The 14,128-nt window shown below is 69.3% G+C and carries 18 protein-coding genes; 8 read left to right on the top strand and 10 right to left on the bottom strand.

Going from position 1 to position 14,128, the window contains the following annotated elements; genetic code table 11:
• The 5 genes from AC1DZ6_RS05780 to AC1DZ6_RS05760 all read right to left on the bottom strand — a co-directional run.
• On the bottom strand, positions 1-119 hold a 119-nt coding region (locus AC1DZ6_RS05780; protein ID WP_477096237.1), incomplete at its 3' end, for a HisA/HisF-related TIM barrel protein.
• On the bottom strand, positions 119-853 hold the full coding sequence (gene hisA / locus AC1DZ6_RS05775) for a 1-(5-phosphoribosyl)-5-[(5-phosphoribosylamino)methylideneamino]imidazole-4-carboxamide isomerase (protein ID WP_477096236.1): 735 nt from the start codon (positions 851-853) through the stop codon (positions 119-121). The genes AC1DZ6_RS05780 and hisA, both read right to left, overlap by 1 nt.
• The gene (gene hisH, locus AC1DZ6_RS05770) at positions 841-1,482 is read right to left on the bottom strand and encodes an imidazole glycerol phosphate synthase subunit HisH (RefSeq protein ID WP_477096235.1); all 642 of its coding nucleotides are present in this window, start codon (positions 1,480-1,482) and stop codon (positions 841-843) included. Before hisH ends, hisA begins: the two co-directional genes overlap by 13 nt.
• Before the next feature lie 12 nt (positions 1,483-1,494).
• Entirely contained in the window at positions 1,495-2,085 is a 591-nt protein-coding gene (gene hisB, locus AC1DZ6_RS05765; RefSeq protein ID WP_477096234.1) for an imidazoleglycerol-phosphate dehydratase HisB, read from the bottom strand.
• A gap of 27 nt (positions 2,086-2,112) precedes the next feature.
• On the bottom strand, positions 2,113-3,102 hold the full coding sequence (locus AC1DZ6_RS05760; RefSeq protein WP_477096233.1) for an adenosine kinase: 990 nt from the start codon (positions 3,100-3,102) through the stop codon (positions 2,113-2,115).
• 103 nt (positions 3,103-3,205) lie between these two features.
• Here AC1DZ6_RS05760 and AC1DZ6_RS05755 point away from each other — a divergent pair, with 103 nt between their 5' ends.
• Positions 3,206-4,057, top strand: coding sequence for an ATP-grasp domain-containing protein (locus AC1DZ6_RS05755; protein ID WP_477096232.1), 852 nt, complete (start codon positions 3,206-3,208; stop codon positions 4,055-4,057).
• Between the two features lie 20 nt (positions 4,058-4,077).
• On the opposite strand, the gene nth is transcribed toward AC1DZ6_RS05755, so the two are convergent.
• On the bottom strand, positions 4,078-4,779 hold the full coding sequence (gene nth / locus AC1DZ6_RS05750) for an endonuclease III (protein ID WP_477096231.1): 702 nt from the start codon (positions 4,777-4,779) through the stop codon (positions 4,078-4,080).
• A gap of 99 nt (positions 4,780-4,878) precedes the next feature.
• Between nth and AC1DZ6_RS05745 the strand changes: the two genes are divergently transcribed.
• On the top strand, positions 4,879-5,355 hold the full coding sequence (locus AC1DZ6_RS05745; protein WP_477096230.1) for a DUF2244 domain-containing protein: 477 nt from the start codon (positions 4,879-4,881) through the stop codon (positions 5,353-5,355).
• Positions 5,356-5,406: 51 nt separating this feature from the next.
• On the top strand, positions 5,407-6,276 hold the full coding sequence (locus tag AC1DZ6_RS05740; RefSeq protein WP_477096229.1) for a methylated-DNA--[protein]-cysteine S-methyltransferase: 870 nt from the start codon (positions 5,407-5,409) through the stop codon (positions 6,274-6,276).
• Positions 6,277-6,435: 159 nt separating this feature from the next.
• On the opposite strand, the gene hslU is transcribed toward AC1DZ6_RS05740, so the two are convergent.
• The 3 genes from hslU to hslV form a co-directional block, all read right to left on the bottom strand.
• On the bottom strand, positions 6,436-7,734 hold the full coding sequence (gene hslU / locus AC1DZ6_RS05735; RefSeq protein ID WP_477096228.1) for an ATP-dependent protease ATPase subunit HslU: 1,299 nt from the start codon (positions 7,732-7,734) through the stop codon (positions 6,436-6,438).
• A 19-nt stretch (positions 7,735-7,753) separates the two neighbouring features.
• Entirely contained in the window at positions 7,754-8,608 is an 855-nt protein-coding gene (locus AC1DZ6_RS05730; RefSeq protein WP_477096227.1) for a DUF4440 domain-containing protein, read from the bottom strand.
• A 119-nt stretch (positions 8,609-8,727) separates the two neighbouring features.
• A complete protein-coding gene (gene hslV, locus AC1DZ6_RS05725; protein ID WP_477096226.1) occupies positions 8,728-9,327 on the bottom strand; it encodes an ATP-dependent protease subunit HslV in 600 nt (199 codons plus the stop codon).
• Between the two features lie 5 nt (positions 9,328-9,332).
• Here hslV and AC1DZ6_RS05720 point away from each other — a divergent pair, with 5 nt between their 5' ends.
• Positions 9,333-10,070: a HesA/MoeB/ThiF family protein gene (locus tag AC1DZ6_RS05720; RefSeq protein WP_477096225.1), complete on the top strand. Its 738-nt coding sequence runs from the start codon at positions 9,333-9,335 to the stop codon at positions 10,068-10,070.
• 3 nt (positions 10,071-10,073) lie between these two features.
• Here the strand turns inward: AC1DZ6_RS05720 and AC1DZ6_RS05715 are convergent, their stop codons facing one another.
• Entirely contained in the window at positions 10,074-11,060 is a 987-nt protein-coding gene (locus AC1DZ6_RS05715; protein WP_477096224.1) for a 2-hydroxyacid dehydrogenase, read from the bottom strand.
• A 72-nt stretch (positions 11,061-11,132) separates the two neighbouring features.
• On the opposite strand from AC1DZ6_RS05715, the gene AC1DZ6_RS05710 reads away from it, so the two are divergent.
• The 4 genes from AC1DZ6_RS05710 to AC1DZ6_RS05695 all read left to right on the top strand — a co-directional run.
• Entirely contained in the window at positions 11,133-11,675 is a 543-nt protein-coding gene (locus tag AC1DZ6_RS05710; protein ID WP_477096223.1) for an SH3 domain-containing protein, read from the top strand.
• 102 nt (positions 11,676-11,777) lie between these two features.
• Entirely contained in the window at positions 11,778-12,293 is a 516-nt protein-coding gene (fabA, locus tag AC1DZ6_RS05705; protein WP_477096222.1) for a 3-hydroxyacyl-[acyl-carrier-protein] dehydratase FabA, read from the top strand.
• Between the two features lie 69 nt (positions 12,294-12,362).
• Positions 12,363-13,580, top strand: a complete 1,218-nt coding sequence (gene fabB, locus AC1DZ6_RS05700) for a beta-ketoacyl-ACP synthase I (protein WP_477096221.1) — start codon at positions 12,363-12,365, stop codon at positions 13,578-13,580.
• A 24-nt stretch (positions 13,581-13,604) separates the two neighbouring features.
• On the top strand, positions 13,605-14,128 hold a 524-nt coding region (locus tag AC1DZ6_RS05695; RefSeq protein ID WP_477096220.1), incomplete at its 3' end, for a tetratricopeptide repeat protein.

Genomic DNA, 14,128 nt, shown 5'->3' with positions numbered 1-14,128 from the left:
TCGTAGGCCGCGGCCTGCTCCACGGGGTCGCCAGCGTCGCGCAGGGCCACGAAGTTGACCCCCTTCACCACCCGGCCGTCCTTGACGTCCAGGCAAGGAATGATCCGGGTCTTCAGCATCAGGCGGCCGCTATGGTCAGGGCTTCGGCCGGCAGAATCGTGCCGGCATAGAGCGAGCGGCCCAGGATGGCCCCGGCGATCTCGACGCCCGGGCGGGCCTTCAGCCGCTCGATGTCGGCCACCGAGGCCACGCCGCCCGAGGCGATGACCGGGATCGACACCGCGTCGGCCAGTTCGCCCACGCCCTCGACATTGACGCCGGTCAGGGCGCCGTCGCGGCTGATGTCGGTGACGATCAGGGCGGCTACGCCCACGTCCTCGAAGCGCTTGCCCAGCGTGATGGCGTCCAGGTCCGACAGGCCGGYCCAGCCGTCGACCGCCACCTTGCCGTCGCGCACGTCGACGGCCACGGCGATCTGTTCGGGCCACAGGCGGGCGGCCTTGCGGACCAGGTCGGGGTCATGGACGGCGATGGTGCCCAGGATCACCCGCGACACGCCGGCCTCGATCCAGGCTTCGATGCCCGCCAGGGTGCGGATGCCGCCGCCCAGCTGCACGGGGATCGAGATCGACTCCAGGATCGACTGCACGGCGGCGGTGTTGACCGACTTGCCCTCGATGGCGCCGTTCAGGTCCACCACGTGCAGCCACGAGAAGCCGTCGCGCACGAAACGCTCGGCCTGGTCGGCCGGACTGGTGTTGAAGACCGTGGCCTTCTCCATGTCGCCGTGCAGCAGACGCACGCACTGGCCGTCCTTCAGGTCGATGGCGGGATAGAGGATCATGGGCGCCATTCCAGGAAGTTGGCGAGCAGGGCGAGCCCCGCGGCTTGGGATTTTTCGGGGTGGAACTGTACGCCCGCCACATTGCCCTTGGCCACAGCGGCTGTGAACGGGCCGCCGTGGTCGGTCGTGGCCAGGACGTCGATCGGATCGGTCGGCGTCAGGGCGAAAGAGTTGGCGAAGTACATGTGGGCGCCGGTCTCGACGCCCTGGAACAGGGCGTGGTCGCGGGCGAAGGCGATCGCGTTCCAGCCCATGTGCGGAATGGTCAGGGCCGGGTCGCGGGGCTGCAGCTTCTTCACCTGGCCGCCGATCCAGTCGAGGCCGGGGGTGACGCCGAACTCCAGGCCTTCGCTGGCCAGCAGTTGGTGACCCACGCATATGCCCAGGAACGGCGCGCCCTTGGCGTGCACGGCCTCGTTCATGGCCTCGTAGACGCCCGAGGCGTCCAGGCCCGCGCGGCACGAGGCGAAGGCCCCGACGCCGGGCAGCACGACGCGGTCGGCGGCGGCCACGATGGCGGGCTCGGCGGTGACAACGATGTCAGCGTCGATCGCGTGGCGGCGGGCCGCCTCGCGCAGGGCTTTCTCGGCCGAGCGCAGGTTGCCCGACCCGTAATCGATCAGGGCGACGGTCTGCATGAAATCAGCTTCCTACAGCACGCCCTTGGTGGAGGGGGCCAGGCCGCCGGTCTTGGGGTCGATCTCGACCGCCTGACGCAGCGCCCGGGCCAGGGCCTTGAACCCGCTTTCGGCGACATGGTGGGTGTTGTCGCCGTAGAGGGTCTCCAGATGGACGCAGGCCCCCACGTTCATCGCGAACGCGTGGTGGAACTCCTTGAAGAGCTCGGTGTCCATCTCGCCGACCTTGGGCCGCCGGAAATCGACCTTCCAGATCAGGTAAGGCCGGTTGGACAGGTCGATGGCGCAGCGCGTCAGGGTCTCGTCCATCGGGATATAGGCGTGGCCGAAGCGGCGTATGCCCTTGAATCCGTCCAGCGCCTGCTTGATCGCCAGGCCCAGCACGATGCCGGTGTCTTCCACCGTGTGGTGCATGTCGATGTGCAGGTCGCCCTTGGTCTCGACCTTGAGGTCGAAGCCGCCGTGGCGCGCGAAGCTCTCCAGCATATGGTCGTAGAAACCAATGCCGGTGGAGATCGTCGAGGCGCCGGTCCCGTCGAGATCGATCCAGACCCGGATCTGGGTCTCCTTCGTCTCGCGGACCACTTCAGCGGTGCGGGCCATCTGCGTCCTTACAGTCCGTTCTTGGCTCTAGAGGCCGTTCTTCGCGGCCAGCTCGCGCAGGGAGACCTGCGGGCGCGGACCGTAGTGATCGATGACCTCGGCGGCGGCCAGGGAGCCCAGCTGGCCGCAGACCGGCAGCGGGCGGCCCTGGGAAAGGCCGTAGAGGAAACCTGCGGCGTATTGGTCGCCCGCGCCGGTCGTGTCCACGACTTTTTCCACGGGATAGGCCGAGATTTCGTGAAGCTGGCCGTTGGAGGCGACGATCGAGCCTTTTTCGCTGCGGGTGATCGCGGCGATCTCGCAGCGCGCGGCCAGGGCCTGCACGGCGGCGTCGAAGTCGGTGGTCTCGAACAGCGAGCAGACCTCGTCGGCGTTGGCGAAGACGATGTCGCACTGGGTCTCGATGAAGCCCAGCAGGGCGCCGCGGTGGCGGTCGACCATGAAGCTGTCGCTCAGGGTCATGGAGATCCTGCGACCCGCGCCGTGGCTCAGGGCGGCGGCCTTGGCGAAGGCGCGGCGGGCTTCGGGCGGATCGAACAGATAGCCCTCGAGATAGGAGAATTGCGCGGCCTCGATGATCGCCGGATCCACGTCGGCCGGGTTCAGCTCGACGCACGCGCCCAGATAGGTCGACATGGTGCGCTGGGCGTCGGCGGTGACGTTGATCAGGCTCTGGGCCGTGGCCGGGCCCTCCGCCAACGACGGGGTGGTGAAGTCGCAGCCAATGGCCTTCATGTCGTGGCGGAACACGGCGCCCAGCTGGTCGTCGGAGACCTTGCCGATGAAGGCGACCTTGCCGCCGAAGCTGGCGACGCCGGCGGCGGTGTTGGCGGCCGAACCGCCCGAGGCCTCGATGCCCGCGGCCATCACCGCGTACAGGCTGGCGGCCCGCGCCGGATCGATCAGGGCCATGGACCCCTTGACCAGACCCTCCCGCTCCAGGAAGGCGTCGTCGCACTGGGCGATGACATCGACGATGGCGTTGCCGATGGCGGCGACGTCGTAGAGGGCGGTCATGAAAGGCCTTTTTTGAAGGGGCGACGCGCGCGGAGTACCGGATCGAGGCCCGCAAGGCAACGCGAGCTTGCCCCGGGGATCACGGCGTTCTACCGCCAAGAGTATGACCGACGTCCTTATTCTCGCCCCCGCGCCCGACGAGCCCCGTTTCGCCAGCAGCTGGTCGCCCCTGTTTGAACGCCTGGCGGCGCCGCTGCGGGCTCGAGGTCTGACCGTCGAGGCCGACAGCTGGGTCGACGCCGAGGTGACCGGCGCGCGCGTGGTGCTGCCGCTGCTCAGCTGGGGCTACCACCTGCGGTCCGCCGAATGGTTCGCCCGGCTCGACGCGCTGGAGGCGGCCGGCGCGCGCCTGGCCAATCCGGCCTCGGTGCTGCGCTGGAATACGACCAAGACCTATCTGGCCGAGCTGGCGTCCAGGGGCGCGCCCGTGGTCCCGACCCATGCGGTCGACCGGCTGACGATGGAGGCCCTGGACCACGCTCGCGACGTGTTCGGCGTCGATGAGCTGGTGACCAAGCCGCAGATCTCCGGCGGCTCGCAGGACACCGTCAAGCTGCGCCACGCCGACGGCCTGACCGGCTGCACGACGGGCCCGGCCCTGATCCAGCCCTTCCTGCCCGCCGTCGGCGAGGAGGGCGAGCTGTCGCTGTTCTATTTCGACGGCGTGTTCAGCCACGCGGTGACCAAGGTGGCCGTGGCTGGCGATTTCCGCGTCCAGCCCCAGTTCGGCGGCCAGGTCAGCGGCGTCGCGCCCGAGCCCGAGGCCCTGCACGCCGCCGAAATGGTGCTGAAGGCGGCCGGCGCGCCCCTGACCTACGCCCGGGTCGACCTGATCCGGGGCCTGGGCGGCGCGCCGCAGCTGATGGAGCTGGAGGTCATCGAGCCGGACCTGTTTTTGGGGCACGCGCATGATGGCGGGGCGGCGTTCGCGGATGCGGTGGTGAGGGCGCTGTAGCTCTCCCAAGTGCTAGCCGCTCAAGCCCCCAGAAACAGCTCCCGAGACGGACACAGATCCGAAATCCGGCACACCTCGCACTTCGGCCTGCGCGCCACGCAGACATACCGTCCGTGCAGGATCAGCCAGTGGTGCGCCCGGGTCTTGTAGCGGTCGGGGACGATGCGCATCAGGTCGTCCTCGACCGCGTCCGGCGTCTTGCCGGCCGACAGCTTCAGGCGGTGGGCGACGCGGAACACATGGGTGTCGACGGCGATGGCCGGTTCGATGTCCAGCTCGTTGAGCACCACGCTGGCGGTCTTGCGGCCTACGCCGGGCAGGCTTTCCAGCGCCTGGCGGTTCAACGGCACCTCGCCGCCGTAACGATCGACCAGGATGTGGGCCGCGGCGATCACGTTCCTGGCCTTGGTGCGGAACAGGCCGATCGAGGCGATGTAGCGGGTCAGCTCCGCTTCCCCCAGCTCCAGCATCTTGGCGGCGCTGTCAGCGATCTGAAAAAGTGGGCCGGTCGACTTGTTGACCTGGACGTCGGTGGCCTGGGCCGAGAGGGCCACGGCGGTCACCAGGGTGTAGGGGTTGGAATAGTTCAGCTCGGTCTTGGGGTGGTCCTCCAGGCTCTCGAACCGCGAGAACAGCACCTCCACCCGCTCGCGCTCGGCCGGCGAGACGCGCTTGGCGGCGGGGCGTTTCTTCGTGAGGGGCTTGCGAGCGGGTAGGGCCATGGGCGGCGACCATGCCGTGATGCGGTCGTTTCACCAAGAGCCGGGCGGGCGCCGGGTCGGCTTCTCGCCAAGGCGGGGAAGAGCGCCTAAATCAGCCTCATGGCCGCGCCGCTGTACATGGACGCCGTGATCAAGCCGAACCGCTCGATGAGCCGGCGCGGCCTGCATGTCGTGCTGGGCCTGATGATCGGGTTCAACCTGATGGTCGCCGTGTTCCTGCTGGTGGTCGGCGCGCCCCCGGTGCTGCCGTTTCTGGGGCTGGACGTCCTGGCGGTCTGGCTGGCCCTGCGCGCCAGTTTTCGCGCCGCCGAGCGGGCCGAGCGGATCCAGGTGACCGCCGAGGCGGTGATGGTCAGCCGAGAGGACGAGAAGGGCGCGCGGCTGATCTGGACCTCGCCCACCGCCTTCACCCGGGTGGACATCGACCAGCCGGGCGAGCACGAGACCCGGGTGCGCCTGATGATGTCGCGCAAGCGCCTGACCCTGGGCCGGGCGCTGAGCCCGCCCGAGCGGGTGGATTTCGCCCGGGCGCTGGAGCGGGCGATCCTGCGGGCCCGATCCGAGCGGCACGCGTAAAGCCGCAAGAACCGGGCGGACGGCGTTCTCCCGACGCACTATCTTCTCCCCATGGCCCTCGACATTTCCCCTTCGCAAGCCTTCGCCCACCTGACCGAGCGGTCGGCCGACTACGACCGCATGGCCAAGGCCCTGGCCTGGCTGGCCGACCGCTGGCAGGAGCGCCCGTCGCTGGACGAGGCCGCCCAGGCGGTCGGCCTGTCGCCGTTCCACTTCCAGCGGGTGTTCAGCCGCTGGGCCGGGGTCAGTCCCAAGACCTTCGTCGCCGCCATCGCCCATGCCGAGGCCCGGCGGTCGCTGGAGGAGGGGGCCAGCGTGCTCGACGCGGCCTATGACGCCGGTCTTTCCGGCCCCTCGCGCCTGCACGACCTGTTCATCGCCCAGGAAGCCGTCACGCCCGGCGACGTGCGCCGGCGGGGCGAGGGGATCGGCCTCACCTGGGGCTGGGCGCCCACGCCCTACGGCAAGGGCTTGTTCGTGATGGCGGAGCGCGGCTTGGCGGGCCTGGCCTTCTCGGACGGCGACGACGAGGCGACCTTCGAAGACATGCACCGAAGATTCCCCGCGGCCGACTGGCGCCGCGACGACGAGGCGGCGGCCCGCACCGCCATCCACGCCTTCGCCGGTGGCGACCAACCCTTGCCGGTGGTGCTGATCGGTTCGCCGTTCAACGTCCAGGTCTGGAAGGCCCTGCTGCGCATCCCGCCGGGCCGGACCAGCACTTATGGCGAGATCGCCGCCTGGGCCGGCAGTCCGCGCGCCTACCAGGCCACCGGCGGCGCCATCGGGGCCAATCCGATCTCGCTGCTGATCCCGTGTCATCGCGCCATCGCCAAGGACGGGCGTCTGACCGGCTATCACTGGGGCCTCGGCCGCAAGGCGGCGATGCTGGGCATGGAAGCGGTGGGAGCGCACGCTTGATCCCTCTCCCGGAGGGGAGAGGGAGGGGCCCAAGCAAAGCTTGGGAGGGTGAGGGGTGAAGGCGTTCGACGGCGTGCCGGCACTCCGTTGAGAGCGTAAACCCCTCATCCTCCCACGCCTCCGGCGCGGGCCCCTCCTTCTCCCTCTGGGAGAAGGTATTTAGAGGATGAACCGGCTCAGATCCGCATCCGCCGCCAGGGCGCCGATCCGCGACGTCACATAGTCCGCGTCGATCGTCACCGTCTCGCCCGAGCGGTCCGCCGCCGAGAAGCTGATCTCCTCGACCACCTTCTCAAGGATCGTCTGCAGCCGCCGCGCGCCGATGTTCTCGACCGAGGCGTTGACCGCCACGGCCGCGTCGGCGACGGCGTCGATGGCCTCTTCCGTGAACACCAGGGTCACACCCTCGGTCAGCAGCAGGGCCTGGTGCTGGCGGACCAGGTTGGCTTCCGGCTCGGTCAGGATGCGGCGCAGGTCGTCGCGGGTCAGGCCCTTCAGCTCCACGCGGATCGGCAGGCGGCCCTGCAGCTCGGGCAGCAGGTCCGACGGCTTGGCCACGTGGAAGGCGCCTGAGGCGATGAACAGGATGTGGTCGGTCTTCACCGGCCCATACTTGGTCGAGACCGTCGTGCCCTCGATCAGCGGCAGCAGGTCGCGCTGGACGCCCTCGCGGCTGACGTCGGCGCCGCCGCGCTGGCTGGACGAAGCGACCTTGTCGATCTCGTCCAGGAAGACGATGCCGTGGTTCTCGGCCAGCTCCAGGGCTTCCTGGGTCAGGGCTTCCTGGTCCAGCAGCTTGTCGCTTTCCTCGGCGATCAGCGGGGCCCAGGCGCCGACCACCGTGGTCTTGTGGGTCTTGGTGCGGCCGCCGCCGCCGAACGACTTCATCATCTCCGACAGGTTCAGCACCGAGGCGCCCGGCTGGCCGGGGATCTCGAACATGCCGCCGCCGCCGGTGTCGGCCAGCTGCAGCTCGACCTCCTTGTCGTCCAGCTCGCCGGCCCGCAGCTTCTTGCGGAAGCTGTCGCGGGCCGCGGTAGAGCCGGGACCGGTCAGGGCGTCGAGGATGCGCTCCTCGGCGGCCGCCTCGGCCTTGGCCTTGACCCCGGCCCGGCGTTTGTCGCGCACCATCGACAGGGCGCTCTCGACCAGGTCGCGGACGATCTGGTCGACGTCGCGGCCCACATAGCCGACCTCGGTGAACTTGGTGGCCTCGACCTTCAGGAAGGGCGCCTGGGCCAGCTTGGCCAGGCGGCGGGCGATCTCGGTCTTGCCCACGCCCGTGGGGCCGATCAGCAGGATATTCTTGGGCGTGACCTCGTCGCGCAGGTCATCCGGCACGCGGCGGCGGCGCCAGCGATTGCGCAGGGCCACGGCGACGGCCTTTTTCGCGTCGGTATGGCCGACGATGTAGCGGTCGAGTTCGGAGACGATTTCGCGGGGGGAGAATTCAGTCATACCGCGCAGATAGTCGCTTCTAGGGCTTTGCGGGAGGGGCCGGGGCGATTTCGGCGAAGACCAGCTTCCAGCCTTCGGCCCGCTTTTGCCAGACATGGACGTAGTGGCCGTGCCGCGCCTGGCCGTCGCGGGACCATCGGGCGTCGCCGTAGGTCCAGACGAGGTCGCCGGAGTCAGCCGCTTCCAGGCCCAGCGGCGAGAAGGCGAAGGTCGCGGGCCAGGCGCTCAAGACGGTGTCGAAGTCGGCCTTGCTTTTCGCGGGCGCCACGGACGCGACATAGAGCCGGCCGTCGGCGGCGAGACGGGCCAGGTGCGCGCTCTTCTGGTCTCGCGCCGCCGCCTGGGCCAGATCGGCCTCCAGGGCGGCGACCTCGATCCTGGCCGGCTCGGGCGAGGCCGCGCCGCCCGCCGGGGGAGGGGGCGACAGGGGCAGGACAGCGACCGGCCCGTCCGGCCCCGGCTCGGTCTTGGGATCGGCGGCCGCGCCGCCGTCAAAGATCCATTTCCAGCCGCCGCCGGCTTGACGCTTCCAGACCGTGAAATAGTGCCCCTTGCGGACGCCGTCGATGCTGTAGGGGCCGGTGGTGAAACCCAGGTCGCCGTCGCGGGACACCCCGGCCCAGACCGGCCACCATTCCAGTTTCGGACCGGCTTCGTCCGGCTGGGCGCCGTAGGCGGATTGCGCCTTGACCGGACCGGGCTGGAAGACGATCGCTTCGGGCGCCGAATGCTTCAGGAACGCGTTCCTGACGCCCATCGTTAGGCCGTCCGCCGCGAAGGCCCGTTCGGCGGCGACCACCGGGGCGGTGGTCGCGGGCGTGACGACCGCGACCGGACTCAGGGCGGATACGATCGCGACGACGAGGCTAAGCATGGCAGTGGGGTCCGGCCGGGTTCCGACCCAGGCTACGCCCCGCATGACCGGCAAGACCATACCCCCTTCGGGGCATTTGTCGCAAATCTGTCGCCCGGAAACCGCGAGGATTGGAACGACTAGAGCGCCTCGACCGTCAGGTTGCCGTTTGTGTAGACGCAGATCTCGGCGGCGATGGCCATCGCCCGTCGGGCGATCTCCTCGGCGCTCAGGTCCTGGTCGATCAGGGCCTTGGCCGCCGCCAGGGCGTAGTTGCCGCCCGAACCGATCGCCGCCACCGAGCCGCCGCCCTTACTCTCGCCAGGCTCCAGCACGTCGCCGACCCCGGTCACCGTGTAGATCGAGGTGGCGTCGGCCACCAGCAGCATGGCCTCCAGCCGGCGCAGGTAGCGATCGGTGCGCCAGTCCTTGGCCAGGTCGACGCAGGCCCGGGCCAGCTGGTCGGGATACTGCTCCAGCTTGGCTTCCAGACGCTCGATCAGGGTGAAGGCGTCGGCCGTGGCCCCGGCGAAGCCGGCCACCACCTTGCCGCCGGCCAGTCGGCGCACCTTGCGGGCGTTGCCCTTTACGACGGTTGGCCCCATGGAGACCTGTCCGTCGCCGGCGATCACGGTCGATCCGTTCTTGCGCACCGCCAGAATGGTCGTGCCGTGCCAGTCGGGGAAGGAATTGCTGTTTTGCATGGCTTCGCATGTGGCGAGGCCGGGCACGAGGGTCAAGCGCCATGAGCTTTTCCGACGCCGAGGTCGAACGCTACGCCCGCCACTTGGTGCTGCGCGAGATCGGCGGACCGGGTCAGCAGAAGCTGAAGGCCGCGCGGGTGCTGATCGTCGGCACCGGCGGCCTGGGGGCGCCCGCCGCCCTCTATCTGGCCGCCGCGGGGGTCGGAACCCTGGGCCTGGTCGACGCCGACACCGTCTCGCTGTCCAACCTGCAGCGCCAGGTCCTGTTCGCCGCCGCCGACGCGGGCCGTCCCAAGGTCGAGGCCGCCGCCGAGCGCCTGACCGCCCTCAATCCCCATGTGGCCGTCGAAACCCACCCGGTATGGCTGGGTGAAACCAACGCCCGCCAGGTCATATCGGGGTATGACTTGGTGCTGGACGGCACCGACGACTTCACCACCCGCTTCGCCGTCAGCGACGCCTGCCTGGTCGAGGGCAAGACCCTGGTCAGCGGCGCTTTAGGCCGCTGGACCGGCCAGGTCGGGGTGTTCCAGGGCCGGCCCTGCTACCGCTGCCTGGTGCCCGAAACCCCGCCCGACGCCGAGACCTGCGCCCTGGTCGGCGTGGTCGGCGCCCTGGCCGGGGTGATCGGTTCGATGATGGCCCTGGAAGCGGTGAAGGTCATCACCGGCGCCGGCCATACACTTGCCGGCCGCCTGCTGATCTACGACGCCCTGGCGGCGGAGGCCCGGACGGTGCGGATCGGTGCGGACCCGGCGTGCCCGAGCTGCGGCGGCTGACGCCTACAGCATCGACGGGATCACCCGGTCCGGCGGGCGGTGCCCGTCCATGAAGGTCTTCACGTTGACGATGACCTTCTCGCCCATGTCGATGCGGCCCTCGACGGTGGCCGAGCCCATGTGGGGCAGCAGCACGACGTTGGGCAGTTTCAGGAGCTTGGGATTGATGGCCGGCTCGTGCTCGTAGACGTCCAGGCCCGCGCCGGCGATCTCGCCGCGCGCCAGCATGTTGGCCAGGGCGCCCTCGTCGATGACCTCGCCGCGCGCGGTGTTGACGATGATGCTCTGCGGCCGCAGCAGCTTGAGCCGGCGGGCCGACAGCAGGTGGTAGGTGGCCGGGGTGTGCGGGCAGTTGACCGAGATGATGTCCATCCGGGCCAGCATCTGGTCCAGGCTTTCCCAGTAGGTGCAGCCCAGTTCCTCGGCGATGCGCGGGCTGACGGGCTTGCGGTTGTGATAGTGCACCTGCATGCCGAAGGCCTTGGCGCGGCGGGCCACGGCCTGGCCGATGCGGCCCATGCCGATGATGCCCAGCCGCTTGCCCCACAGGCGGCGGCCCAGCATCCAGGTCGGCGACCAGCCATGGAAGCCGCCGGCCTTGACCACCTCGGCGCCTTCGACGACCCGTCGCGAGGCGGCCATGATCAGCGTCATGGTCAGGTCGGCGGTGTCCTCGGTCAGCACGCCGGGCGTGTTGGTGACGATGATGCCGCGGGCGTTGGCCGTGGCGACGTCGATATTGTCGACCCCGGCCCCGAAATTGGCGATCAGCTTGAGCCGGTCGCCGGCCCGCGACAGCAGGCGGCTGTCGATGCGATCGGTGATCGTGGGCACCAGAACGTCGGCCTGATTCATCGCCTCGACCAGTTCATCGGCCGTCAAGGGTTTGTCGGTGACGTTCAGCTGGGTGTCGAACAGCTCGCACATCCGCGTCTCCACCGGATCGGGGAGTTTGCGGGTGACGATGACTTTGAGCTTGCGAGCTGACATGAGCGGTTCGAAAAGCCTTCCCTGACGGGTGTTTGAAATCAGTAGCAAAGGGGCCGGGTGCGGCCAAGCAACATGCCGACGAATTGCAAACATCGTTCGCTCGGCGCCTGGATCGCCGCCCTGCTGGCGGCCGCGTCGGGACTGGCTGTGCTGGGCTTCGGCGCCGCCTGGGCCCAGGGTCCCAAGGTCACGCCGTCGGGCATGGAGGTGCCGCGCTACGTGTCGCTGAAGTACGGCGAGGTGAACGCGCGGGTCGGGCCGGACGAGGCGCACCGGCTGCTGTGGATCTACAAGGCCAAGGGCCTGCCGGTGCAGGTGGTGGCCGAAACCCGCGAGTGGCGCCGGATCTGCGACCCCGAAGGCAATCTGGCCTGGGTGCACAAGCGCACCACCGACGGCCGTCGCACCGCCATGCGCGTCCAGCCCACGCCCCTGGCGCTGAGGGCCCAGCCGAAGGCCGACGCCCGGATCAGCGCCTATCTGGCGGGGCGCTCGACCGCTGGTCTGGATCGTTGCGAAAAGGGCTGGTGCAAGCTGAAGGCCGACGGCGAATCGGGCTGGGTCCCGCAAGGCGAGATCTGGGGCGCCGCGCCCCAGGTGCAGTGCAAGGAATAGGACGTTTTCGCCCCGTTTCAGTCCTTGGGCAGCGATTGGCGATCACAGGCGTTACCGAAAGTAACATTGAGGCGCGGCCCACCGCCGTGCTAGGGCGAGGCTATGCAACAAAGTTCCTACACCTTCGACGAGCTCCTGGCCTGCGGCCGCGGCGAACTGTTCGGCCCCGGCAACGCCCAGCTGCCGGCGCCGCCGATGCTGATGTTCGATCGCATCGTCCGCATCGAGTCCGAGGGCGGCAAGTACGGCAAGGGTTATGTCGAAGCCGAATTCGACATCAATCCGGACCTCTGGTTCTTCGCCTGCCACTTCATCGGCGACCCCGTCATGCCCGGCTGCCTGGGCCTGGACGCCATGTGGCAGCTGGTCGGCTTCTTCCTGGGCTGGTCGGGCGGTCCCGGTCGCGGCCGCGCCCTGGGCGTCGGCGAAGTGAAGTTCACCGGCCAGGTCACGCCGGACGTCAAGAAGGTGACCTACAAGATCGATCTGAAGCGCGTGATCATGCGCAAGCTGGTCATGGGCATCGCCGACGGCGTGGTGGAAGCCGACGGCAAGCCCATCTACGAGGCTAAGGACCTGAAGGTCGGCCTGTTCACCGCGGAACAAATGGCGTCGTGATCCACCTGTAGGGTGGCCGCCTAGAGCCGCCCCCTTTTCGGATCGTGGGGAAGAAAAAGAGGATTATTCATGCGTCGCGTCGTCGTCACCGGACTGGGGATCGTCTCGTCCATCGGCAACAACGCCAATGAGGTGCTCGCCTCACTGCGTGAAGCCAAGTCCGGCGTGGTCTCCGCGCCGGATTACGCCGAGCTGGGCTTTCGTTGCCAAGTCCACGCCACGGTCAAGCTCGACAGCTGGGAAGCCCTGGTCGATCGCCGCGCCGCGCGCTTCCTGGCGCCCGGCACGGCCTACGCCCACATCGCCATGGAACAGGCGATCGCCGACGCCGGCCTCGAGGAGGCCGAGGTCTCCAACGAGCGCACCGGCCTGATCGTCGGTTCAGGCGGCCCGTCCACGCGGGTGATCGTCGAGGCGGCGGCCACCACCAAGGAAAAGGGTCCCAAGCGGATCGGCCCGTTCGCGGTGCCCAAGGCCATGAGCTCGGGTCCGTCGGCGGTGCTGTCGACCTGGTTCAAGATCCGCGGCATCAACTATTCGATCAGCTCGGCCTGCGCGACCAGCGCCCACTGCATCGGCGCGGGCGCCGAACAGATCCAGATGGGCAAGCAGGACATCGTCTTCGCCGGCGGCTGCGAGGAGCTGGACTGGACCCTGTCCAACCTGTTCGACGCGATGGGCGCGATGAGCAGCAACTTCAACGACCGCCCGGCCGTGGCCAGCCGCGCCTATGACAAGGACCGCGACGGCTTCGTGATCGCCGGCGGGGCCGGGATCGTCGTTCTCGAGGAGTACGAGCACGCCAAGGCGCGCGGGGCCAAGATCTACGGCGAACTGGTCGGATACGCCGCCAATTCCGATGGCTTCGACATGGTCGCCCCGTCGGGCGAAGGCGCGGCGCGCTGCATGAAGATCGCCATGGCCGAGGCCGGCGGCCGGACCATCGACTATCTGAACCCGCACGGCACCTCGACGCCGGTCGGCGACAGCAAGGAGATGGGCGCGGTCCGCGACGTGTTCGGCGACAAGGCTCCGCTGATCTCCTCGACCAAGTCGCTGACGGGCCACAGCCTGGGCGCGGCGGGCGCGCAGGAGGCGATCTATTCGATCCTGATGCTCGACAACGGCTTCGCCGCCCAGAGCGCCAACATCGAGACCCTGGATCCCGAGTTCGCCGACCTGCCGATCCTGCTGGAGCGCTCGGACAAGCCGCTGACCACCGTGATGTCCAACAGCTTCGGCTTCGGCGGCACCAACGGCACGCTGATCTTCAGCAAGGCGGACTGATCCGGCGAGCCGGGGGGCGCCGCCATGACCGCGCGCCAGGCTTTCGATCTCTATCAGGCCGGCCGACCCGCCGAGGCGGCGGCGCTGTGCGAGCGCTTGGTCGCCGACGATCCCGCCGCGATCGCCGCCTGGCACGTGTTGGGGGTGTCGCGGCTGGCCCTGGGGCTGACCGCTGAAGCCCTGGAAGCTCTCGACCACGCCCTGACGCTGGACCCCGTCCGCGCCGGCGTGCTGTCGGCCCGCGCCACGGCCCTGGTGGCGCTGGAGCGGTTCGAGGACGGCCTTTCAGCCTGCGACGCCGCCCTGGCGGCCGATCCCGACAATCCGCCCGTGCTGAACGCCCGGGGCGTGGCCCTGCGCCGTCTGGGCCGGCCCGCCGAAGCGCTCGCGGCCTACGACCGCGCCCTGCTCCTGTCGCCGGGCTTCGTCGACGCCCTGTGCAATCGCGGCGCGGCGCTGTCGGACCTCGGCCGTTTCGATCAGGCCCTGACGACCTACGATCGGGCCCGCCTCGTGGCTCCCGACAACGTCCAGGTCCTGGCCAATCG

The sequence above is a fragment of the Caulobacter sp. P1_B12_2 genome, assembly GCF_056406675.1.
This window is presented reverse-complemented; position numbering and strand designations above follow the sequence as displayed.